Annotated in this window: 17 protein-coding genes, 1 tRNA gene and 4 pseudogenes; 10 read left to right on the top strand and 12 right to left on the bottom strand. The window is 58.1% G+C overall.

Going from position 1 to position 22,350, the window contains the following annotated elements; translation table 11 throughout:
• Positions 1-410: 410 nt before the first annotated feature.
• From ACM561_RS13510 to ACM561_RS13520, 3 genes are all read right to left on the bottom strand, one after another.
• Positions 411-2,129: a hypothetical protein gene (locus tag ACM561_RS13510; RefSeq protein ID WP_425905647.1), complete on the bottom strand. Its 1,719-nt coding sequence runs from the start codon at positions 2,127-2,129 to the stop codon at positions 411-413.
• A 10-nt stretch (positions 2,130-2,139) separates the two neighbouring features.
• Positions 2,140-4,065 carry a hypothetical protein gene (locus tag ACM561_RS13515; protein ID WP_425905649.1) on the bottom strand — a complete coding sequence of 642 codons (1,926 nt, stop codon included), beginning with the start codon at positions 4,063-4,065 and terminating at the stop codon, positions 2,140-2,142.
• 162 nt (positions 4,066-4,227) lie between these two features.
• Positions 4,228-4,455, bottom strand: coding sequence for a transposase (locus tag ACM561_RS13520; protein WP_425905651.1), 228 nt, complete (start codon positions 4,453-4,455; stop codon positions 4,228-4,230).
• Positions 4,456-4,821: 366 nt separating this feature from the next.
• Between ACM561_RS13520 and ACM561_RS13525 the strand changes: the two genes are divergently transcribed.
• On the top strand, positions 4,822-5,334 hold the full coding sequence (locus ACM561_RS13525) for a DNA-methyltransferase (protein WP_425905652.1): 513 nt from the start codon (positions 4,822-4,824) through the stop codon (positions 5,332-5,334).
• Between the two features lie 94 nt (positions 5,335-5,428).
• Here ACM561_RS13525 and ACM561_RS13530 read toward each other — a convergent pair whose 3' ends face one another.
• Entirely contained in the window at positions 5,429-6,553 is a 1,125-nt protein-coding gene (locus ACM561_RS13530) for a hypothetical protein (protein WP_425905654.1), read from the bottom strand.
• 158 nt (positions 6,554-6,711) lie between these two features.
• On the opposite strand from ACM561_RS13530, the gene ACM561_RS13535 reads away from it, so the two are divergent.
• Both ACM561_RS13535 and ACM561_RS13540 read left to right on the top strand, forming a co-directional pair.
• Entirely contained in the window at positions 6,712-7,005 is a 294-nt protein-coding gene (locus tag ACM561_RS13535; RefSeq protein WP_425905531.1) for a helix-turn-helix domain-containing protein, read from the top strand.
• A gap of 38 nt (positions 7,006-7,043) precedes the next feature.
• On the top strand, positions 7,044-7,370 hold the full coding sequence (locus ACM561_RS13540) for a hypothetical protein (protein WP_425905533.1): 327 nt from the start codon (positions 7,044-7,046) through the stop codon (positions 7,368-7,370).
• A gap of 401 nt (positions 7,371-7,771) precedes the next feature.
• Here ACM561_RS13540 and ACM561_RS13545 read toward each other — a convergent pair whose 3' ends face one another.
• Positions 7,772-8,215 (bottom strand): SRPBCC family protein, encoded by a 444-nt coding sequence (locus ACM561_RS13545; protein ID WP_425905535.1) that lies wholly within the window; start codon positions 8,213-8,215, stop codon positions 7,772-7,774.
• A gap of 1,569 nt (positions 8,216-9,784) precedes the next feature.
• On the opposite strand from ACM561_RS13545, the pseudogene ACM561_RS13550 reads away from it, so the two are divergent.
• Positions 9,785-10,125 (top strand): annotated as a pseudogene (locus ACM561_RS13550) (transposase); the annotation flags it as partial.
• 154 nt (positions 10,126-10,279) lie between these two features.
• Here ACM561_RS13550 and ACM561_RS13555 read toward each other — a convergent pair.
• The 3 genes and pseudogenes from ACM561_RS13555 to ACM561_RS13565 all read right to left on the bottom strand — a co-directional run.
• On the bottom strand, positions 10,280-11,407 hold the full coding sequence (locus ACM561_RS13555; RefSeq protein WP_425905656.1) for a nickel/cobalt efflux transporter: 1,128 nt from the start codon (positions 11,405-11,407) through the stop codon (positions 10,280-10,282).
• Positions 11,408-11,418: 11 nt separating this feature from the next.
• A complete protein-coding gene (locus ACM561_RS13560) occupies positions 11,419-11,697 on the bottom strand; it encodes a metal/formaldehyde-sensitive transcriptional repressor (protein ID WP_425905658.1) in 279 nt (92 codons plus the stop codon).
• A 202-nt stretch (positions 11,698-11,899) separates the two neighbouring features.
• Positions 11,900-12,019 (bottom strand): annotated as a pseudogene (locus tag ACM561_RS13565) (DUF1259 domain-containing protein); the annotation flags it as partial.
• An 82-nt stretch (positions 12,020-12,101) separates the two neighbouring features.
• Here ACM561_RS13565 and ACM561_RS13570 point away from each other — a divergent pair.
• From ACM561_RS13570 to ACM561_RS13585, 4 genes and pseudogenes are all read left to right on the top strand, one after another.
• Positions 12,102-12,206 (top strand): annotated as a pseudogene (locus tag ACM561_RS13570) (transposase); the annotation flags it as partial.
• Positions 12,207-12,375: 169 nt separating this feature from the next.
• Positions 12,376-12,933: pseudogene (locus ACM561_RS13575) on the top strand (transposase); the annotation flags it as partial.
• A 323-nt stretch (positions 12,934-13,256) separates the two neighbouring features.
• A tRNA-OTHER gene (locus ACM561_RS13580) sits at positions 13,257-13,328 on the top strand.
• A gap of 330 nt (positions 13,329-13,658) precedes the next feature.
• Complete coding sequence (locus ACM561_RS13585; RefSeq protein WP_425905563.1) at positions 13,659-14,648, top strand: M23 family metallopeptidase; 990 nt, start codon at positions 13,659-13,661, stop codon at positions 14,646-14,648.
• Between the two features lie 857 nt (positions 14,649-15,505).
• On the opposite strand, the gene ACM561_RS13590 is transcribed toward ACM561_RS13585, so the two are convergent.
• Together ACM561_RS13590 and ACM561_RS13595 are read right to left on the bottom strand one after the other, a co-directional pair.
• The gene (locus ACM561_RS13590; RefSeq protein ID WP_425905659.1) at positions 15,506-17,200 is read right to left on the bottom strand and encodes a methyl-accepting chemotaxis protein; all 1,695 of its coding nucleotides are present in this window, start codon (positions 17,198-17,200) and stop codon (positions 15,506-15,508) included.
• A gap of 493 nt (positions 17,201-17,693) precedes the next feature.
• A protein-coding gene (locus ACM561_RS13595) for an IS3 family transposase (protein WP_425905397.1) occupies positions 17,694-19,045 on the bottom strand; the annotation gives its coding sequence in 2 pieces (ribosomal slippage) (positions 17,694-18,709 and positions 18,709-19,045; 1,353 coding nt in all).
• An 870-nt stretch (positions 19,046-19,915) separates the two neighbouring features.
• On the opposite strand from ACM561_RS13595, the gene ACM561_RS13600 reads away from it, so the two are divergent.
• Both ACM561_RS13600 and ACM561_RS13605 read left to right on the top strand, forming a co-directional pair.
• Complete coding sequence (locus ACM561_RS13600; protein ID WP_425905661.1) at positions 19,916-20,185, top strand: hypothetical protein; 270 nt, start codon at positions 19,916-19,918, stop codon at positions 20,183-20,185.
• Positions 20,182-20,712, top strand: coding sequence for a thermonuclease family protein (locus ACM561_RS13605; protein ID WP_425905663.1), 531 nt, complete (start codon positions 20,182-20,184; stop codon positions 20,710-20,712). Before ACM561_RS13600 ends, ACM561_RS13605 begins: the two co-directional genes overlap by 4 nt.
• 237 nt (positions 20,713-20,949) lie before the next feature.
• Here the strand turns inward: ACM561_RS13605 and lpxD are convergent, their stop codons facing one another.
• Positions 20,950-21,999 (bottom strand): UDP-3-O-(3-hydroxymyristoyl)glucosamine N-acyltransferase, encoded by a 1,050-nt coding sequence (lpxD, locus tag ACM561_RS13610; protein ID WP_425905665.1) that lies wholly within the window; start codon positions 21,997-21,999, stop codon positions 20,950-20,952.
• Between the two features lie 156 nt (positions 22,000-22,155).
• Positions 22,156-22,287 (bottom strand): hypothetical protein, encoded by a 132-nt coding sequence (locus tag ACM561_RS13615; RefSeq protein WP_425905666.1) that lies wholly within the window; start codon positions 22,285-22,287, stop codon positions 22,156-22,158.
• Between the last annotated feature and the right edge of the window lie 63 nt (positions 22,288-22,350).

Here is a 22,350-nt window from a genome sequence, read left to right on the forward strand (position 1 = left end):
AGGCGACATGAAGATAGTTGTGGCAGCAATTCTAATCATCGGAACATTGGTAGGTATTTAGCGCGCTAGTGTCTGCTGTTTACAAAACGGATAAAGCTGTTCCTCATACCAGCAGTGTGTGGCATCAGCACGAAGAATTGACGCTGCGTGCAATATACGTCTCCATTGCGCGTTTCTGGTGCGTGCGTCGCTATACGCAGCGCGCTCCTGCTCGCGACGCGCTGAACCGTCCTGGAGCGCCTCTCGCCTACGCTGCCACGTGACGACACATGTCGCCAGCCTGCTCGCACGACCTTGCGTATTCCTCGCAGATCTCGACGCATTGCCGGCAGGTATGCTTATGGTGTGGGTGCCAAAACCCGACAGCTTTGCGCGGTCGGCAATCACACCGCGACGTCGCTTTCTCAGGGTTACCGTACGTCGAACGTGTGATCAAAAAGGAGAGTGCAGGTGCACTCGCCCTGCTCCTGAATGTTGGCAGAGTTGACAATGCCACCGAGGCGGCGTGCGGCAGAGATCGGGTCACCGCCGGTGAGTGACATATCCATGCTCTGCGAGATCACCACCGCAGCCCACTTTCCGGCCGGCTCCTGCAGAGGCAGGTCGAATGTGCCAGAATAGTAGGTGGACATCGCCTTCCATGGATCGGCGGAGATGCGATGTTTGTCGGTGCAGATCGAAGCAAGGACGCCGTCGCCGCCTCCGCCCTCGAGGTCCAACCGAATAATTTCGGGCCCGGTGAGTCGCAATTTCTGTACCACGCCGGGCTGGTCAGCGGAGGTCGCCTCAGCGACGACGTCCCCGTTTGCGCCGATCGCCCTCACGTGGATACGTTTCCCGCGGTGCAGCACGTCCAGGTCGGCGTTGGTGCATGGTGGAACCGCGACGTAGATTGCTTCACCTGCCGGAATGCCGAGAGCCGTTCCGTCGATGACAGTCGAAGGGGTGCGGCTCCAGAGACGAAACGGTGCCTCTACAACTGGAAAGAGCATCTGCGCCACGCCTTGGATTTGTGGCGTGAACCCTTGGATACAGATCGGCTTTTGCTCTTTCTCCAGTTTGTCGTCCAAACGCTTGCAGACTTCGTTTTCCGCTAGGACACGCCTCGTGATCCGCGAAGGATCGGCGATTGGAAAAAGGTGTGCGACGACGAACAGCTCTCGGACTTTCTCCCGTGCGGGCGTCCATATCTCGGCACAGATTCTCACGCGGTCACCTCCGCGATAAACAGGGCGATCGCTGAACACACGCTTGCCGATCAGCGTATGCTCGTTCGGCCGCTCCGCATCGACGGTGCCGGTCGTTGAACCACTCGTTGCGATCCGGGTGTATTCCCATTTCGTCTTCGCTTTCCAGGTGCGGCCCGGGAACGGAAGATGCGGTATCTCGGCGTCAAGGCGTATGGTCTCGCGCTCCGTCAGGGCGCCACCCGGCGGGACCGCAGTGGTGCGCTGACCCCAGCGGTTTGGATCTTCCGCATCCGACGCGGATGCGGCCAACCAGGCGATCGCGGCAGCGGTGTCGAGGATCGTCGTGGCCGCACTTGGCGCTGTCCAAAAGAAGAGGTGCGTAAGTGGGCCTCCGCACGCCAACCATGCGATGGCAGCGCCGATATATTCGTTAGTCGGGAGCCATGGTTGAATACCTTCGGCTCCGAGGGAGTCTCCGTATACATGGGCGTTCGATAGCGCCATCGCGTCGCCGCTCACTGCGTCGAAGCAGATGCCCCCAAGCGTTCCATAGCCGGTCGGGAATGAGTGGAAACTGCCGAGGGTGGTCGTTGAGGTGCCGCCAACGAGAGGATTCTCGATCTCGCTGCCGCGATCCCCCGTCGGCGGGTTGTCTGGTGGACAAGCGAGCGTCCGGAAAATCTCGACCTGAATGACATCCGTCGGATAGCCGCCCACTTCGCCGGGGATCATCGTCGTTCCGAGCTTCTCTAGGTCGTGGCTCGAGGCCTTCTCGCGTACGTAGTACTGTAGAGCCGCGGAAAGCCTTGGCTTTCCTTTCACAAACTTGAGGCCAATGCCCATGGACAGCAAGTTCGGATCATTGATGAGGCGTCTCGATTCCGCCGCCGCTACTTCCGCGAGAGTCTTCCGTTCAGGAATGACCGTTTTCTGAACCATGGCTTGTCCCTCACGCGAAGCGAATGGAAAGCTGATTGATGACGTCTTCTATGCGGCAGGCGCCTGCAGTCACGCCGGACTCCAGCCCTGCGTGATTGAGCGCAATAATCGCGTTGGTGCCCTGCTGGAACCAGAGCGAGCCGGAGTCACCGGAGCAGGAAAGAGAGTCCGTCGTGTCGGCGTCTTGCGTAAAGGAGACCTGGTTCATCATCCAGATCACGCCGCCGTCGTCCGTGAGGCGTGGGAACTGCCTGACCACCGACGACACCACCCCGAGGCCGAGGCCACTGCGGGCGCCGCTCTTGTAGGCGCGGACGGCAGCCTGTGCGGCCGGATCGGAGGGGTTGTCCGCGAGGTTCTGCACAATCGCCTCGATCTGTTCGTTCGTCAGGAACGTGCCGGGTGTGTCGATCGTGCTGTCGAGCCCAACGATGGGCGTGGTCGTGAAGAACTCTCCGCTCTGCGCGTCCAGCTCCGTGAATACGGCTGGCGTCAAATCACGATTGCCGACTAGCGTGACCACGGCTGCGTCGATCGTTCCAGGGTCCGTCGGCAAGGGATCGATGGCCTGCCTCGCGCTTAGCGCATTGAGGATCGAACCGGTAAGAAACCCAATGGACACGCTGTCGCCGCGGTTCGCGAGATCTGCCGTCGACGATGCCCAGGCCGCAATCGTCAGGATAATGGCGATGATGATCAGCAGTACCTTCCACCACGGGTCATCGTATGGGATCGGTCCGAACTGGCCCGCAAATGGTGAGTGATAATCCACGGAGTAGTCGATTTTCGTTGGCCAAAGAAAAAACGACACCCCGGCCCCGGGGTAGGCGGTCCAATCGTCGCCCCCTCCATCGTGCTGGCATCCCGCGCAGCAACACGCAAGGTCGCGCCAGACTGCACAGATGTCGACGCTCTTTCCCTCAAGAAACATACGGAGCTGCGCCCGGATTTGTTCGAGCTTGCGTGGATCGCACCCTTGTGTGGGAGTGGTTGTTCCCCCTCCCCCTCCGCCGCCCTCGCGGATGAAGTGGCGGGCGTCACCGAGCGCCCGCTTGAACGAGTTGTAGTCGACGGTGAGCTCTTTGATTGCGGCCGTCATGGTGCCGACGTCGCATCGTGAGGTGAAAATATTGGTCGACGCATCGAAGGTTGTGCGCGAGACCTGAATTGGCGCCTTCGCCTTCTTGCTGATCAGCTCTATTGCCTCGGCGCCAAAATCGGTATCGACCTGTAGCTCCACCTGATGCTTGCGCACCTGCGCCGCTGATACCTCGACCTTGAAGTAGATCAGGCGTGATTCCCACGCCGGCAGTCCACCCGCCGCGACCCGGCCATTGAGGACTGTCTGACCCAAGGTGGCCTGTTCGTTCGCACTCCAGGCGTCCACCACGTTGATGCCGCCCGCTGCGAGCCAAGCGCGGCATCTCGCGGAGAGCCCCACGCGCGCTGATGAGGGCCACGCATGCGTGAAGATGTTTGTCACGCGAACGGCCATGAAATAACGGCCGAGAGTAGCCTCAAATACCCCTTCGGGCATCGCCTGCATCGTCTCGGGACGGATCGCAAACGGCGGCACGCGCTGTGAAATGGCCCCGAGCTTGTCCACCCGGATGATCAGGTCGTTGAAATCGCCATCCGTTCCGGTGGTGATATCTTCGGAGACGATGTTCATCGATATCCGCACTCCGGCCATGAACGAGGTTGAGCGCAACCAGTTAGATTGCCACCCGCTTGAGCCGTCGTTGTGCTCGATGCGCAGGACCCACGGCGCTGTGCCGTTGCCGAGGATATCGAGCGATTGCCCCGGAACGCCGTTGACGAAGAGGGTGCCCGCGCTCGAGCCGGTCGTCGCTACCCGCTGACTCCAGCCAGCGCTCTTGCTGAGCACTGTGATCCGCCAGTCACCTACAAATGTCAGTTGAGTTATCTCAGCCATGTCTAGCCCCTCTCCGGAGCGCCGGGTTTGAACCGGATTTTAGGCTAATTTGTCGAACGCTACTCTTAATAATTGTCTATACGACTTTTGCTTCTGAACGACGCATACTCGCATGGTACGCTTTCAATTTGCGACAGTAAATATGGCACTAGCTCGTTAGGGTCAGGACTCATTGATTAGAGCCAGAAGATGACTGCAGTTGTCGATGCAGATGGCTGATAAGAAGGTATGAGCGCATCGGTCGTAGCGGGTATGGATGCGCCGCCAGTCCTTGAGTCTACCGAACGTATTCTCGATCTTGTGCCGTTCGCGATAGAGAATGCGATCATGTTCGATCGGCTTTGCGCGGTTGGACTTCGATGGGATGCAGGCCGTGATATCCTGGACCACGAGAGCCTGGCGGAACCAGTCGGCGTCCTATCCCTTGTCGCCGCGTAACTGCTTCGCGGGCGGTAGCGCATCGATCATCAACGCAGCCCCTTGTAATCGCTCATCTGGCCTTCGCTGAGCCAGCATGCGTGCTGTTCAGGAGGGCTTTCCTATAGGAGCGGCCTAGTGCATTCGATTCTCGCGCCAACACAGGAGCAGGCTGCGACCTTCTTCAAGTTCGATGGGGAGAGCGAAATTTGGACCGAGCCGATTTCGGCCTGATCACGCGGAGATCAGGGAGAGCGTGGTGGTCAAGGTCTTCACGGAAATGCACCAGAACGAACACCTGGTGTCCCTGAGTGAAGGACTCCGCGATGCATTGGCGCCATGTCGACGAAAATCCTGCAAGCCGGCCGCAACGCCTATCATGAGCTAAAGAATATATGTGTTTGGGCCAAGACCAATGGCGGCATGGGATCGCTCTATCGTTCCCAGCATGAACTCGTGTTCGTCTTCAAGGCAGGGGCTAACCCTCACATCAATAATGTCGAACTCGGCAAGCACGGCCGCTACCGCACGAATGTGTGGAGTTACGCCTGCGTAAACAGCTTCGGCATTGAGCGTTCCGACCTTGCCCTTCATCCAACGGTCAAACCGGTCGCGCTAGTGGCAGATGCCATCCGGGACTGCTCCCATAGAAAGGGCATTGTCCTCGATGCTTTTGCCGGTTCCGGCACCACCATGATTGCGGCCGAGCGGACGGGCCGCCGCGGCTACGGTATCGAAATCGACCCGCTCTATTGTGACGTCATTATCCGCAGGCTGCGCACAGTTTGTCGCCTTGAGGCCACCCTCGAGGGTGCAGGCAAGTCATTTCAAGAGATCAGAGCTAATGCCTGATTGAGAGCTCAAGCTTTTTGCAGGCAAGCGCCCTGGCGCGTGGCAGTTTTCATGAGACCTGAAATGAAGGCTTGGTGCGATGAGAATCACCGCCTCACCGCTCGGGCGTTTCCGGCAGCCTCAATCGATCCGAGCGCGATCCACCCTCCGAATCGTATTTTGGAAACGCGCGCTGCAGGCGATCGATGGTGGTCTGCCACGCCGGGACCTTGGGCGCACAGACTGTATTTTGGTTGCCGAACAAGCCCGGCTCGTCGATGGCGTTGGTTTCCGGAACGGTCTCGGCCCATTCGATCGGGACAAAGTGCTCCATCTTCTCGGGGTCATCCAGCGCTTGGCTTGAGGCCAGAACATCCGAGGCCGGCACCTGCTTGCCATCCACGTTGACGCAGAACTCTGTTTGGGGGGTGGAGAATCCGGTGACCCGGCCGACGCCGACGTAGCCGGTGCGGGGAATCTTGACCCAGATCCGGTCCCCAGGCTTCAGCAATTTTAAAGTGTTGGTGAACCAGGTCCCTCCGCCTGCGCTAATAAAGCCGTACTTGACCGCCTCCTCCCAGAAGCGACCCTCGCCTCCGAATGAGACATAATACTCGCCATTCCATGGCCCCGACGGCGATCTTGAGGTGGTCGCGCTGCTGGCAGCCTGTGATTCCGCGGGATCGCGGAGCCAGGCACGGCTGAGGAGTTTGTCGGCCCCGCATTCAAAGACCTCGAAGCAGAGCACATTGATGGCGACCGACCGCTTGCTGAGATAAGACACGATCCGCTCGGAACTGGCATCCAGCGAGGCCGCGACAATGACGATCTGATGCTGGTGAGGAAAGACCTCGGTATCGAGGCCTACGCCAAATCTTGCTTCAAAGTCCTTTGCAAGGTCCCCACCCTTCTTGAACCGGGAATAGATCCGCGCCACGGCCTCGGCGTCGAGCGCCTCGACCCAGGTGGCATAATCGATCGCTTGGGCGACCACCTCTCGCGGCGACCGGCCACGCTTGAGCTCGATCAGGATCAGAGAGCTATCCGGCGCAATCGCCAAAAGGTCGATGCGTCCGTTATAACCCGTATCCTCCTGCTGGCCGATGATCATCCACTGGTCGGAGACGATCTCGGGTTTTGCCACGATCATCTCTTCCAGCTGCCGTTCCGAGGCAAGTCTGGCTTCTGGAAGACGCTCGGGTGATTGGTCGACCCGCCAGATCCGTTGATTGAGCTGCATGTGTAACCTCCGTGGCTCGTGTGAACACGGCCACAGCAATTGCTTCGCGGCGCGCCTGTATCCACTTCAAAGCGAGGTAGCCCCGCCAGAACAGCAGGTCAGAGTTAATATTATCCTTTTTTGGGATAATCCCGTCTCGGGATCAGCTTGCCCGGGCGATGACTATTTCCGCCCGCGGGATCGGCAAAACCGTCCATTCCTCCGATCAGGCCGCCCTCTGCGCCCTGATGGTGGCTGCCCGCAAGCAGGCCAACTTGACCCAGCATGAGCTGGCGCGCCGGCTGAAGCGACCCCAGTCCTTTGTCGCCAAATACGAGGGCGGCGAGCGGCGGATCGATGTCGTCGAGTTCGTGGCCATCGTGCGAGCGATCGGAGCCGATCCCGTCAAACTGCTGCGGGATCTGATGGCCGGCAAGCCGCCGGCGAAACCTCGGCGCGCGTCGGCGAAATAGCCCACCCTCCCCGTATTCGGCCCCCCTAAGATCACATCGTGCTCCAGCACCCCGATCTCCGCCACAAGATTATCCAGTTCCCGCTCGACTTCCCGCGGCAGCAGAGCGGTAGTGGGGCGAACTCTTACGGAGGACCGATGGAGCGCGCCAGCATCGAACCAGCGATCAAACTCATCATTACCGAGATTCATAATAAACTGAGCGAAGCAGCACGCATTGCCAAGGCCGCCGAAGCCTGTGTCCAGAACGGCGCTATCGCTGAGGGCGTTGAGGTCGCCATGGATATCGAGCAGTTGATCTACGAGGCCGGGCGGCTCCATGACGCCGCCTCGCTGCTCGACCGCATAAGACGAAATCAAGATTAAGTCACCAAGCCGTGATGAGTGTTTCTGCGAGCGAGGCGCTGCCTATGGCGACGTGAGGACTCGCGTGAAAAGGGCGGTGCGTCTGTCGGCGGCGTTTCGCGGGAGAAAAGTGGGCGTGGCCCCGGTCGTGAGAGGCCTATTAGGATCATCATACAGCGAGGGCGTTCTTTTGAGCGTCTAGTCGTGATGGAGAATGGGGGTAATGCAGTGGGATGGTGTGACGAGTCCACCGCTTCTATTTGATTGAAGAAACCAGCATGGTCGTACGAGCACTGCTCGAGCGACGAACGTCCGACGGGGTTCAAGATGAATCCCCGTCGGAGCCACGCACTATAAGAAACATGCCCGCCTATCCAGCGTAAACAATTCGCTTGACGTCCTGACGCGAGTTTTACTCGTACCTACTGATTGATTTCAGGCTCGACCAGTCTTGCGAGCTTACGCAGAGATTCCTGCCAACCGAGATAACAGGCTTCGGCAGGGATCAGATCCGGTACACCCTGTTGTTCTATATTCACCTCTGTGCCGACCGAAACGGCCTTCAGGCTCACCGTGACCTTCATCTCGCCGAGCAAGTGCGGGTCATCGAACTTATCGGTATAGACAAGACGTTCACCCGGAACGAGTTCGAGATAAGAGCCGCCAAAGGAATGGCTTTTCCCCGTGGTAAAATTTCGGAATGACATCCGATGATTGCCACCGACCTTTGCATCCAGTTCGTGAACGGTGCAGGTAAACCCGAAGGGTGGAAGCCAGCTCGCAATAGCATCCGGTTCGAGGAAGGCGCGATAGAGCTTCTCGGGCTTGGCGGCAATGACGCGATGCAGACGGATCGTGTTGGGCATGACTTCTCCCCTGCGGTTTGGCTTTATCCGTTGGTCGATCGTCTCCGGCAGAAGAACGTGGGTTGATGGTTGGTCCGGGTAGCGACGATGCCGCACGCTTCCTACGGATAAACGGTTTTGACCAGCCCAAGCTCTAGAGCGTTTCACGTTTTTATTGAAGCGTATTCGGCGTTGGCGAAGTAGTTTCCGCTCCCTGATCCAAAGGGGTGAGTCGTATGCAGGAACTATCCCACATACTCGCTGAGGCAGCGGCGACTATCGCGTCAAGTTGTCTCGGCGGCGCGTGACATCGTCGCGTCCTTTTTCAATGACAAATGGGTGCCATGGTGAGCGAGGAGACGTCGGACGATCTCGAACGCCGATGGACCGAACCCGACGCAGGAATATTTCGCCGTATGCGCCCATCGCGATCTCGGATCAGGTCACGAGGGATTTGTTCCCAGCCGCACGCCTCCGTCAGTTGATTGGCGATCCATTCGGCCGTCAGATGCGCGGTGACTCCAAACCACAGGATCTGCCGGCGGCCGTGGTCCATGATCAACAACCCATAGAGCAATTGGAACGCGTTGTGTCCGCCGCAGCGGCGGCTCGGCTTCCAGCGCCAATACGATCTGAAACCGGCACGATGCCAACGGACGACAGTCTCCGGCTTCACAATCGTCAGTGGCGTTGCGGTTGCTTGGCATCAAACGATGCAACCCAACGAAGATCACACGATCGATGGCACCAAAGGTCAATCTCTTCGGCAGATGCCGTCGTTGGATGTTAAGTTGATGACAAAGGGGCAGGATCTCGGCTTCCAGCGAGGCCCGCGACCGAACAATAAGACCAGCACTGACCAGACCAGGCTGCAAGCTTCTCTCATAAGACAGAAGCATCGCGCAATTCGGCCTCACGTGCCAGCCGGATTAGGTTTCCGACAGGGACAACGGGCGGCGACGGTGACAGTGATGCGAGATGATGACTGGGCCACAGGAAGGATGATATTCTCGGCCATCTCGCCGCTTGGCCGAGATGGCTGAAAACGAAAAAACAGCCCGCGCATCGTCTCTAAGGAGCCTGCCATGTCGTCGATAGAATTAGCGTATTGGCTGATGATAGCTGGAGCCTTGCTGGTGGTGGTGGGCCTCGTTGGCCTAGCGTTACGCCGAAACAAGGAGGACGAAGCTGATCCTGTTGTGCTTCCCGAAGACGCCCCATGGAGGGGCCTGCGATCGGATTCTCCACCGGGAAGTAATTTTGAGCCCAGGAAAAACTCAAGTTCCCCATCACCGTGAAACCCCTAACACGGCGGTTGATGGCATCAGCAATTTCTCTGTGCATCAACAGCTTCGCTGCTTAGGGGCCCGTCCGATCGCACAAGCCATCCGCCGCCTAGTTGAGCTTGGTCTAAAGGCGAAGGGCAAGTGAAATGATAAAGCCTGATAAGTTCGAATATCCTGAGCTATCGACGGCGACATCGAACTGTTCTTGCAGCAAGTTGGCGATAATTCGGAGCGGCGCCCTGGTCTGCCCCCTGAAAGTGGTCCTCCCTGACTTAGGCTATTCGCCGTTAGAGAGGACGTTGGAATGCCCCAGAAGAAGCACAAGGCGGAAGAGATTGTCGCGAAGCTGCGCCAGGTTGATGTTTTACTGTCCCAAGGCAGAACGGTTGGCGAAGCGGTTCGTTCGATCGACGTGACGCAGTTCACGTATTACCGGTGGCGCAAGGAATTTGGTGGCCTGAAGGGCGATCAGGTGAAGCGCCTCAAGGATCTTGAGAAAGAGAACGACCGGCTGCGCAAGGCAGTGTCGGACCTGACGCTGGAGAAGCTGATTCTGAAAGAGGCTGCCTCGGGAAACTTCTGAGCCCCTTCCGCCGTCGCCGCTGCGTCGACCATGTCATGGTGAGGTTCTCCGTTTCGGAGCGCTTTGACCGCTAAATTTCCTAATGGGAAACTCGCGATGCGCTCCGATGAAGGTGGAGATGCGGATTGAGACGGGCGGGTGCTGCTCCTGCAAGATCAGCGATAGGAAGTAGTACCTCAGCTCGACGCGGAAGCCTCGACGGAGCTGATCCAGCGATCACGACTTCTGAGGCAAAACTCCTTGCGCAGATGTTTGCAGGGGTGCGGTGTGTTGCATACCCTGCCAGCCAAGCCAGCCGGTGTAGAGGCCGACAAACACGATCAGGACGGCTGAAGCATAAGGCGCTCGCCTTGCGAAGCTGCTGAAGCCCGACCAGCGGCTCGAAACGTGCTTGACGCTGAGCGCCGCGAGAACGCCGGCCGATACCATCGTCAGCGCTAGCCCGATGCTGAAACACACGACCAGCACGAACCCAAGGCTGAGTTGCTTTAGCTGCATACACAGAAGCAGCACGGTAATCGCCGCGGGACACGGAATCAGGCCGCCCGTCAGGCCGAAGAGAATGATCTGCCCGGTCGTGACCGTACGCCCGTCAAACCGGCGTCGAATATCCGCGGCATGCGCGCGAGCATGCGCATCGTCCTCGTCGCCGAGATTCATGTGGCTGTGGTCGTGCTCCTCGAATGCGATCTCGTGGATCTCGGTGCCCGCCGTATTGTCGATCTCCAACCGAACGGTGAAGGCATGCGGCTCCGGGATTTCATCCACGCTTTCGAGGAAGTCGCCCTTCGCCACGAAGGCAAACGCCTGTCGTGTGCTGTCTTCGCGGGTCGTGCCGAGGTTAATCTGATTAGCGGCTGGCAATTCGCCCCTCTCGGAGCGAATGCGCCAGCGTGGCGGGACACCGTCTTCAAAAACCTCGACCGTCAGCAATCCCGTCCGCGTCGTGATGTGTTGGACCTCATCGTGATTATGGTGGTGGTGGTGCTCCTCGGCATTTTGTTCCCGCCAGGTCCGCCATGCCATCCAGACGGCAATGCCGATGATGATGGCAGCCGAGGCTAGCTGGAAATAGGGCTCGCTCGCTTCACCGCCCCACTGTTGGCCGAAATACTGACCACCAAGGGCTATCACCCAGACGACTGCCGTGTGGGACAGCGTCGCTGCAAGCCCAAGCAGGACCGCCTGCATGACGGTTCCGCGAATTGCGATGATGAAGGCCGCCATCATTGTTTTGGAGTGCCCCGGTTCGAGCCCGTGAAGCGCGCCTAAAAGAATGGCAGTCGGGACGAACAGCCACGCGTGCGCGGTGCCTTGCGCAAGGAGATCGGTGAAGGAGGTCACGGACAGCTTTCTTACTTCAGATAGGTGCGAAGGACTTCGATCAGCTCTGCCGCACCCTTGGCGCGCGTCTCGTCCCGTTCACTATCGGGGTTCACGACATGATGGCGGATGTGGTCTTCCATCAGTTCGACGGTCAGGCCGTTGATGGCACCGCGCATCGAGGCGACGAGCATGAGAACGTCAGCGCAATCACGCTCCTCTTCCAGAGCGCGCTCGACCGCTTCCGCCTGGCCTTTCAATCGACGCACGCGCGCCAGCAGCTTCGATTTGTTCTTAATCGTATGAGCCATGCCGTCGCACCTTATAATATAGGTAGGTACCCTATAATTGACTGACTTAATCCTGACAAGGCTGGTTCGATGTCCACGTTTTCAGAACCCGCGCTTTACTGTCAGATCAGCGCCGGCCAGGGCTCGGCGCAACGGCTAAGGCTGGGTGCGGATTCACGACGCCCCGCAGCGCGGTTATTGTGCGGAGCGTCGTAAATTGCCGTTACCTGACTGCGACTTTGTCGAGCGCGGCGCGTAATCCCCTGGCCAGTTTTCCGGCGTCGTCATTGGCCCAGAAGTGCATGAAGAACAGCCGCGGGGTGTCATCCAGCATGTGATTATGGGAGGTGATCCTGACCCACGAAGCTGGTCCATGTTGAAGGCAATTTTTTCGGGCATTCTGAACCCCACGGAGGGCGGATGCCATGAAACGGAAGCGGTTTTCGGAGGAACAGATTGCCTTTGCGTTGAGGCAGGCAGAGAGCGGGACGACGATCGAGGAGATCTGCCGGAAGATGGCGGTCTCGGAGCGGATTTGAAGAAGAAGAAAGCGCGCCCCCGCTGCCGCCAGCTCGGCCGCGACTTCCCAAAGCGAGCGCTTCCGGCAGTTCACGGTGTGCCGCATCAGCCTTGGCTTGCATGTCGGCGAACGCGTTGAGGTCGGCCATGGGCCATGTTACCAAGTTCGGCAAACCCTATGCCGAAGCCGACTTCCACGGCGAGAAGCGGACTAACGACACGCATGCCTCGACCACCGATCCGGACGCAAGGCTCTACAAGAAGGGCAAGGAGGCGAAGCTATGCTTCATGGGTCATGGGCTGATGGAGAACCGCCACGGCCTGTTGGTCGACGCCTGCCTGACGCTGGCCGGCGGACATGCCGAGCGGGTGGCGGCGTTGCACATGATCGAACCTCGCGCCGACCGGCCCCTGGCCATCACACTTGGCGCTGATAAGGCCTATGACACGGAGGACTTCGTCAACGAGTTGCGCGCGATGAAGGTGACGCCGCACGTGGCGCAGAACACAAGCGGCCGAAGCTCGGCGATCGACGGGCGCACGACGCGGCACCGCGGCTATGCCATCAGCCAGCGTATCCGCAAGCGCATTGAGGAAGCGTTCGGCTGGATCAAGATGGTTGCCCGCCAGGACAAGACCCGCTTCCGTGGCCGCGACCGCGTCGGATGGGCCTTCACCTTCGCAGCCGCCGCTTACAATCTGGTGCAACTGCCGAAGCTCATGGCGGCGCCAGCATGACCGCGCCGTCTCACGGCCACGCCAAACTGCTCGACGGCGGCTCAATCCAGATCGCATTCGCTTATCACAACGGCGATCAAGCCATCCCCAAAGCCAGACGGAACACTTCTTCAACAGCCTGTTAGATAGAAGAAGCGCAACGATCGACCTCCGCGGTTGATCTTTTACGACCAGTTCCAGAATTAACCTGGAGCGCCGAAATAAAGCTTAATTCCAATCCGACGTTGCGTGCATCAAACAAGGCGTTACCCTTATTGCCCTAAGTCCGGAAGGGCCCAGCGAAGCCGCAGGAAAGTCCCAAGCAGCCTGCGGTTTCGTCTTATGCGGATTTAGCTCAGCGGCAGAGCGGCGCGTTTACGACGCAGGTCCATGTTCGACTCATGGAATCCGCACCATTTGGGCTTCGCTAGCGGCGTAATTTTGTGATCCGCTTGGCCGAACAAAAGGCCATGCAAATACGCCACACGTGCCTCAACGGGTGCTCGAATCGCTGCACGAAACGCCAGAGTAGATTGACGGGTGGCAATTGAATGGCCGTCCGGCTCAGCTATAACTGAATGCCGGCGCAATATTTCGTGAATCATCTGTCGGTCTTGCCACTATGTTTCTGCCACGTTTTCGTTCTGAAAATGACAAGCGAGTTGATCCGAGGGACGTGCTGAGCGCATTCACAGAGTCGGCCTGACTTAGGATGCATCGCCAGAAATAGATCGAGTCGTCGCGGCATGGACCATCAACGCTATTCGCTGATTCTCGCGGTTGCAGTGCTGTTCGCCAACTCAGCCGGATCGACCCTGTCGCTTGAGCTTGAGCTTCCGATCGCGTGCGAGATTGGCCAGACGTGCTTCATTCAGAACTACGTCGACCACGATCCATCAAGGGGAGCGTGTGATTACATGTGCCGCCACCAAACTTACGATAAGCACGACGGTACAGATTTTCGTCTGCCGAGCGTGGCATGGGAGCGCACCGGCGTTGCGGTGCGTGCGGCTGCGGATGGGCAGGTCCTGCGCACCCGTGATGGCATGCAAGACGTGTCTGTGCAAACAATTGGTCATGAGCAAATCAAGGGGCGAGAGTGCGGCAACACTGTGATTCTCGCCCATGCAGACGGATTCGAGTCGATCTATTGTCATCTGCAGCGCGGCAGCCTCCGTGTTAAACCAGGAGACACGGTGAAGCGGGGGCAGGACCTGGGCCGCGCTGGGCTGTCAGGTAATACCGAGTTCGCTCACCTGCACTTTGGCTTGCGTCGAAATGGAAAACCTGTCGATCCGTTCTCCTACGGAGCCCCTACTGATGCATGCGGTGGTGGGACTTCGCTTTGGGCACCGCGCCTGGCGAGCGCGCTGAGCTACCGGCCATTCGCGGTCCTCAATGCTGGATTTGCTTCGCACGCAATCACGTCGGAGGAAGTCGAGGCCGGGGATGGTATTGGCCCGCCGCCAAGCATCAATTCTGATATTGTTGCGTATGTACGCGCGATCGGCTTAGAGACCGGTGACGTGCAGCAACTCACGCTCACGGGCCCCGGCGACCGTGTCATCGCCCAATACACCGCCCCCGCGCTCGCGAACGATATGGCTCAGTACACATCGAAGGCCGGACGAAAACGCCCCGAAGGCGAATGGCCGCACGGCACCTATCGGGCAACTTATCGGGTCGAACGCAGCGGCGTGTCTCTGATTGAGAAAACTTTTGAGCTACAGCTTTAGCGGCGTTCAGCCGATGCGCGGCAAGTGAACTTACGCTCCGCTGCCAAGGAAAGACCGCGGGGGCACCCTGGCGGCCATCACCAGCACCAAGGGACAAAATGGCGCCCGTTGAACCAATTATACGTACACATTGCGCGACTGTTTGATCGTAGCGCGAGGTGCGCGACGGGAGGTGGAAAGCTATCATGCGAAGTGACCTCAGGACTTAAGCGTCGTCATCTTGATCGCAACGCTTGTCACCCTCGTTTCGTCGCCTGCACTCGCGGGCACAATCACCGGACAGGCTTCCGTTGTTGACGGCGACACGCTCGAAATTCACGGGCAGCGCATCGCCTCTCAGGTATCGACGCGCCTGACTCTTCCCAACTCTTTCGCGGCGACGATAGCCTGCAATATCGGTGCGGAGCCAAATCAGCCAACGCGCTTGACGAGCACATCGCGGGAAGGCCCGTTAGCTGTAAGGGCATCGGCCGGGATCAGTATGGGCGCACCACCGCGGTATGCTCGATTGATGGCGAAGACGTTGCGGGCTGGTCCGCAATGGCCTCGCGTTCGATTGAACCAGGTATTCAGGCGGAAAGTACGCAAGCGCTTAGAAAGAGGCAGCGCGCGCGGGCCGTGGCGTTGGCCGGATCGTATGTCGCACCGTCGAGCTATCGAGCGTGCGTCAGGAATGGCGGACGGCGGGTGGAGGACCCGTCCTGGTGGGTAATGCGCTGAGGCGGGGTATAAACAAAAACCCGCCACCAGCATCAGTCGGCAGCGGGTCTTGTATGCACGCAGTACTATGGTCCTCTCGGGTTGGAATCAGGCTAGCACTGCTGGGTTTGAGGGGGAGATGGCTCCGGGCGCGCCATCTATGCCACCCGGACGGAGTCCAGGAACTTGTTCACTTCCACCTTGAGCCGGGCGCTGTCGCGCGACAGCGTTTGCGCCGCAGACAATACTTGCGACGAGGCGGTTCCCGTTTCCGCCGCGCCGCGCTGGAGGTTGCCGACATTCGAGGAGACTTCCTGCGCCCCCTGCGCAGCGTGCTGCACGTTGCGAGCGACTTCGTGGGTGGTCGCGCCCTGTTCCTCAACAGCAGACGCGATCGCGGAGGAGATTCCCGAAAGCTTTTCGATGGAGTTACGAATATCGTTGATTGCCGCGACGGATTCCTGCGTGGCCGATTGGATGCCACTGATCTGCTGACCGATCTCGCCGGTAGCCTTGCTAGTTTGCTCGGCGAGCGCCTTCACTTCCGAGGCAACGACCGAAAACCCACGGCCGGCTTCCCCGGCGCGCGCCGCCTCAATGGTGGCGTTCAGGGCAAGGAGGTTGGTCTGACCAGAGATATTGTTGATGATCTCGACGATGTCGCCGATGCGCGCTGCCGCGCTCGACAACGCACTGACGCGCTCAGTCGCCGAATGCACCTGTTCGACGGCATCGCCCGCCATGCGCGCTGATTCCTGCACCCGCTGGCTAATTTCGCGAACCGAGGCGGTCATCTCCTCCGTGGCCGAGGCCACCGAATTGACGTTCGAGGAGGCTTCGTTCGAACCGTTGGCAACGCGTGCCGCAAAATCCTTTGCATGGTCGGCATTCGACGCGAGCGTGGTTGCGGAAGCTTCCAGTTCGGTCGCTGACGTCGCGACAGCCTGAACGATTTCGCCGATCGCCGCTTCGAAAGAATTGGCGATTTTTGTCATGTCCGTCTTGCGCTGAACCTCGGCCTGGCGTTGCGTGGAATTGACTTCTTCCCGGCTGAATCGAATCAGCGTCTGCACGGTCTGAAGGTTGCGAAGCGCCACGCCGATCTCGTCGTCGCGCTTGATTTCGATCCGATTGTCGAATTTGTCGTGAACGAGGTTCAGCATGGTCTCGTTCAGATGATGTATCGGCCCCTCAAACGCGCGAAGCGTCTGGCTCCCGACGATCCATCCGACGGCACCCCCGACAATGGCAAGAAGGCTGAGGACGAGCCCCGACGTCCCGCCAACCACGACTGCCCCCAGCACACCACAGGTGAGCAGAAAAGCAGCTTGCAGCGTGATCAGCGTCGTTATTCGCGCCCGCATGGTGCGGGTGAAAAATCCGAAATGATCGAAGAACGATCGCTTCCGGATGATGCCGGCATCAATCCGGTACGGATGCGGCCGCTTTTCGCGGATGGCTGCATAAACTTCGTCCGCCAAGGCGCGCTGGTCGGCGGCAAGCTTGGTGCGGATCGAGGTATAGCCGGTGACCTGCCCGTTTGTGCAAATCGGCGAGGCAGTCGCCAACACCCAGTAGAAGCCGCCGTTCTTGCGGCGATTCTTGATCGCGCCGACCCAGGGCTTCTCGGCCTTCAGCGTGTCCCAGAGATTTTCGAACGCCTCCGGCGGCATGTCGGGGTGGCGCACGATGTTGTGCGCCTTGCCCATCAATTCCTCGGGCGTAAATTCCGCTGCGTCGATGAAGTCCTCATTGACGTAGGTGAGACGACCTTTGAGGTCGGTCCTGGAAACGATCAGCGTTTCGTCGGAAACGGGATATTCGGCGTCGGTAACCGGAAAATTCTTGCGCACGGGGAAACTCGTTGATCTGTTGCGGTTGAAGCAAGCATCACGCCCGATGCGCTGCCATGACGCGATTCGCTACGGGCCTCTCAGCCACGGCTCCCTGTGGGAGGGGGCCGATGATAGAGTGAAAAGAATCATCCATGATATTTGTTTAAAATCGATTTAGGACACCGAGCTTGCTGACAGCCGTCGCCAGGCAAGATGGGCGGGTGGCGAATCCTCCGACTCTTCGTAATGCTATCACGCGCATGTGTTAGAACGCCTTGATGACTGTTATAGACTGTTAAGGTTTCTCGCTGTTAAACGGAGACTGCGAAACAAAGCATGGAGGGCAACATGCTAGTCCCGAATAACGGCCATTGGGGAAGATCGAACAGCAGTCCGGGCGGCTGGGCTATGGTAGGCGCGGTTGTGGTGCTGATGGCTGTCCGTCATCAAAACATTTGGCGCAAAGAGCGGCGAGATTTAGCGGAGAGCGGGCCTCATTTGTTGGTTGATGTTAAGCGGCGATTTTGCGGTGGAGCAAGCGCCGATATTTGATTGTCTGTCGTTTGATCCTTTCACGCTGTTTGATGATGGATTGTGCACGTCCGAAGTAGACGTCGGCGGGTGTGACGTTGCCGATGCCCTCGTGATAACGGCGATGATTGTAATGCTCGATGAATGCCTCGATCTGACACTCGAGATCGCCGGGCAGGAAGTAGTTCTCGAGCAGGATGCGGTTCTTGAGGGTTTGATGCCATCGCTCGATCTTGCCTTGGGTTTGCGGATGCAGCGGTGCGCCGCGGATATGGCTCATGCCGTTGGCATCGATCCATTCGGCAAGCTCGGCGGCGATGTAACTGGGACCATTGTCGCTGAGCAGTCTGGGCTTGTGCAACACCTTGGTGTTGTCGCAGCCTGAAGCTGCAAGGGCCAGTTCGAGCGTATCGGTGACGTCCTCGGCGCGCATGGTCGAGCACAGCTTCCAGGCAATGACATATCGAGAGAAGTCATCGAGTACGGTGGACAGATACACCCACCCCCAGCCGATGATCTTGAAGTAGGTGAAGTCGGTCTGCCACATCTGGTTGGGTGCTGTCGTCTTGTCTTTGAACTCATCAGCCGCCTTGACCACAATGAAGGCTGGGCTGGTGATGAGATCGTGGGCCTTGAGCAGGCGATAGACACTGGCTTCGGAGACGAAGTAGCGCTTCTCATCGGTAAAGCGCACTGCCAGTTCGCGCGATGAAAGTTCGGATTGCTCCAGCGCCATCTCGATGATCTGACCCTGGATATCGGCATCGATGCGGTTCCACACGCGACCTGGCCGGGAAGGACGATCTTCCAACGCTTCCGGCCCGCCCTCAAGGTAACGGTCATACCAGCGATAGAAGCTTCGACGTGCAATGCCCAGTTTGTCGAGTGTCTTCTTCGCCGGCAGATGCGATTGCTCGACGAGCCTGATGATCTCAAGCTTTTCGGATGCGGGATATCTCATTCGCCTTCGCCCCCATCCGCGATCATGCTTTTTTTGAGCAGACGGTTCTCCAGCGTCAGATCGGCAACCACCTCCTTCAGGGCATGCGCCTCACGGCGAAGGTCTTGCACTTCACCACTTGTCGCAGCTCGCGCCGTATCACCGGCCAGCCGCCGCTTGCCTGCCTCCATGAACTCCTTCGACCAGACGTAGTAAAGGCTCTGAGCGATCCCTTCCTTGCGGCACAGTTCAGCGATGCTGTCTTCACCGCGCAAGCCATCAAGCACAATCCGGATTTTATCTTCCGCCGAGAAATGGCGCCGGGTGGCGCGGCGAATGTCTTTGACAACCCGTTCGGCAGAACTTTTCCTGCTGCGAGACTTCGTAGTCATGTTCGTTCCTTCGTCATCGACGAGAACCGAACTCTCCTTAAATCATACCTTCAATTCTGTGCCATAGGCGCTGATCCCGGACAATGGCAGGCTTTTTGGAAGGCTATCCGACAATACGATATCGAGCCGTGGATTAAGGTCTTTGGCTACTTGGACGATTCCCTTGTGTGGATCGCAAGCATGCAAATTACTCAGCGGCACGTCCTTCATGAAGTATCGAATCACACTTCCCCAACCACACCCATAGTCCAGTACCGAACATAGATCGAATGGCTTCCTAAGATGAAGCCTCAGCTTATCATGCATAAGGCGATAAGTTTCAACAACTGAGCCCCCCAACTCCATTCCCGAGCGTCCGGACCAATTTTTTTGAGTTTCAGCATCCGGCACATTGGGGAGTATATTCTTTATGGCCTCGTATCCATCGTACTCTTTCCAAAGAAGCACGTTCCATAGGTACGGGTCCGTTATCCAACTAAACGCTACGTAAACAGATGCCCCCTTTTCGCATACCGCGTCCGTCCTGGCCAATTTGTCTCCGTAGTATTCATTGAGCCACGAACTCCAATTCATAAATCCTCCGAAGGTTCACCACCAACTTTATCCTTTGGCCTGTATTATTCCTGCCGCCCATGTTGAAGCCGTCACTCTGACGTATCAGCGCATCCCATGATGCGCCTAATGGTCTTTTTGGGGCGGCTTAGTGGTGGAGAGATCGAGCACGTTGTGGTGAAAGATAACGCGATACAGTTCCCTTCTTGGCTGGATTTCCGATCGCAGGGCGGTTGTGTGACGCACGTTCAGATGGTTGATGGTGTGAACGCCGTCGTGCGCCTAGAGAATCGAGGCCCTATGATGGAGGCTTGAATCGTGACGCGATATGCTGCGCTATTGGCATCGATACTTTTCCTAACCGCCGCCTCTGCCCAAGAGCCGAAATCCATCAAGACTGTCAAAGTCACACAATCGCTCAACGATACCGCGCTCTATGAAGTGAAGAACGATGGAACCGTTCTAATCGATTGGGACGAAGTCGAAGCACTCGCCGCGAGCAAGCAAAACCCCCTGCTCTTGCCACAGGCTCAAGTCATGCTGGCAATCCGTGACGGAAAGTGGAAAGCCATGGATCATGCGAAGTGACCTCAGTACTTAAGCTTCTCTTAGTCGCAGCGATTGTCACCCTCGTTTCGTCGCCTGCACTCGCGGGCACAATCACCGGACAGGCTTCCGTTGTTGACGGCGACACGCTCGAAGTTCACGGGCAGCGCATTCGTCTCTCAGGCGTGGACGCGCCCGAGTCCGATCAGCTTTGTCGGGGCGACGATAGCCTGCAATATCGCTGCGGTGCAAAGGCCGCTAACGAGCTAGCTCGCTTCATTGCCGGCAAAACGGTTATCTGCAAGGGTGTGGACATTGACCGATATAAGCGCGTCGTCGCTGTCTGCTCGGTTGGCGAACAAGACATTGGGGAACGGATCGTGCGAGCGGGGTTCGCATTCGATTGGCCTCGATACTCAAAAGGAAAGTATGCTGGCGCTCAGAAAGAAGCCGAGCGCGCAGGCCGTGGTGTCTGGGCTGGTAGTTACGTTGTGCCGTGGGACTACAGGGCTTGCCGATGGGGCGGCGGACGGCCGAGCCGATGTTCGGATGAAGCTCGGTTAGATTGATTGCGACTCACTAGGACGGAAGGACCTCGCGGGCGAACAGGGGAATCCTCCTTTCGCAACCACCCGGCATACTCAAATTTGTTACCCTTAGAATCAATGCTACCGTCCGTGCCATGACGCTGGTTATACGAGAAATGCGGGACAACGACGCCCGGGCGTTTTTAGAAGTCCACCATGCAGCGGTGCGTGGTCTTGCTGCTCGGGATTGAGATGCGACGTCCGCCGAAGGTGCGGGCGTTAATCCAAGCCGTCGAAAGTTCTCCATTTCTTTTTTGCCAAATGCTTCAGTACGGCATACTGACGAAAGAACGCTCGGCTCTGACGTGCTGGAATCCCCACCCAGCGTTCGCCGGCCGGAATGTCGCACATAACTCCGCTCGCACCTCCGATCTGGGCTTTTGAGCCAATCGTGATGTGAGGGGCGATCGCCGCATGACCGCCAATGGCGACAAAATCACCGATAGTTGTCGATCCCGCTATACCGACCTGGGCGGCGATCACGCAATGCGCGCCGATCTCCACGTTGTGCGCCACTTGAACGAGGTTATCGAGTTTTGTTCCTTTGCCGATAACCGTCGCTCGCATCGATCCGCGATCGATCGTGGTGTTGGCTCCAACTTCCACATCATTTTGGATTATTACGCCGCCGACTTGGGGAACTTTGACCCACTTTCCTCCGAGAAACGTGAACCCAAAGCCATCTTGGCCAATGGAGGTGCCGGGATGAATAATAACGCGGTCGCCAACAACGGCGTGCGCAACGGTGACGTTGGCTCCGATATAGCAATTCCGCCCGATCCTGACACTGGGTCCAATTACTGCATTCGATCCAATACAAGTGAAGTCGCCGATGCGCACGTTTGGACCAATGGATGCACCCGGATCAATCGTGACGTCACATCCTACAATGGCAGATGCATGGATGTTCGCCTTCGGAGATATTCCGCTCGTCGCAAAATTCGACACGGGAATTGTTGCATCCGGATAGAGTAGCGCGAGCACTTGCGCATAAATCGCATAAGGATGCGGCGTTACAAACGAAAAGGTTCCCACCGGAACGAGCTCACTGTATCGGGGGGATATCAGACACGCGCTTGCTCGAGTTACTTTTAACTCCTCAATGTATTTGGCATCGTCCATATAGCAGAGTTCGCCAACACCAGCTGTCGCAAGCGTGCCTGCGGCCGATATGACAAAATCATCGGTGACAAACGATAAACCGGCAAGGGCGGCGATTTGACTTGCGGTCACACTGTTGTTCGCCACGAAGAAGGTCTCGCTCGACATGGCAATCTCCATCGTTCTGCTGCGGTGCAGCCGATGTGCTTCCTAATGACATAGGGATCGTTTCAGGTCAGAAGGCCACCATTGAGATTATAGCTCGTCGGGTGTTGGCCCAGAGGCCACCGCGCTCAAACTCGCCGCACTCCGCACGTGCATTTGCTACTTCTTGCGAGTCTTGGCAACGTCGGCTTGCATAAACCCCTTCGAGCTAGGAGCCGCCGCGATCACCTTCGGCTTTTCTTTCTTCGGCTTCTTTGCTTCGCGATTCCCGCGTTGTTCACCTTTGGCCATGGTTCAGTCCTCCGGCCCGAAGTGGGCCTGACATCACACTAGCACGGCTCCGTGCATCCGTTG

It is taken from the genome of Nitrobacter sp. TKz-YC02 (assembly GCF_049852135.1).
Taxonomy (GTDB): domain Bacteria; phylum Pseudomonadota; class Alphaproteobacteria; order Rhizobiales; family Xanthobacteraceae; genus Nitrobacter; species Nitrobacter vulgaris.

Bases quoted from the DNA above. Each gene is read 5' to 3' on its own strand.
- ACM561_RS13535 (WP_425905531.1), top strand. From the start codon at position 6,712: ATGACTATTTCCGCCCGCGGGATCGGCAAAACCGTCCATTCCTCCGAT.
- ACM561_RS13615 (WP_425905666.1), bottom strand. From the start codon at position 22,287: ATGGCCAAAGGTGAACAACGCGGGAATCGCGAAGCAAAGAAGCCGAAG.
- lpxD (WP_425905665.1), bottom strand. From the start codon at position 21,999: ATGTCGAGCGAGACCTTCTTCGTGGCGAACAACAGTGTGACCGCAAGT.
- ACM561_RS13515 (WP_425905649.1), bottom strand. From the start codon at position 4,065: ATGGCTGAGATAACTCAACTGACATTTGTAGGTGACTGGCGGATCACA.
- ACM561_RS13510 (WP_425905647.1), bottom strand. From the start codon at position 2,129: ATGGTTCAGAAAACGGTCATTCCTGAACGGAAGACTCTCGCGGAAGTA.
- ACM561_RS13545 (WP_425905535.1), bottom strand. From the start codon at position 8,215: ATGCCCAACACGATCCGTCTGCATCGCGTCATTGCCGCCAAGCCCGAG.
- ACM561_RS13525 (WP_425905652.1), top strand. From the start codon at position 4,822: ATGTCGACGAAAATCCTGCAAGCCGGCCGCAACGCCTATCATGAGCTA.
- ACM561_RS13530 (WP_425905654.1), bottom strand. From the start codon at position 6,553: ATGCAGCTCAATCAACGGATCTGGCGGGTCGACCAATCACCCGAGCGT.
- ACM561_RS13585 (WP_425905563.1), top strand. From the start codon at position 13,659: ATGGACCATCAACGCTATTCGCTGATTCTCGCGGTTGCAGTGCTGTTC.
- ACM561_RS13560 (WP_425905658.1), bottom strand. From the start codon at position 11,697: ATGGCTCATACGATTAAGAACAAATCGAAGCTGCTGGCGCGCGTGCGT.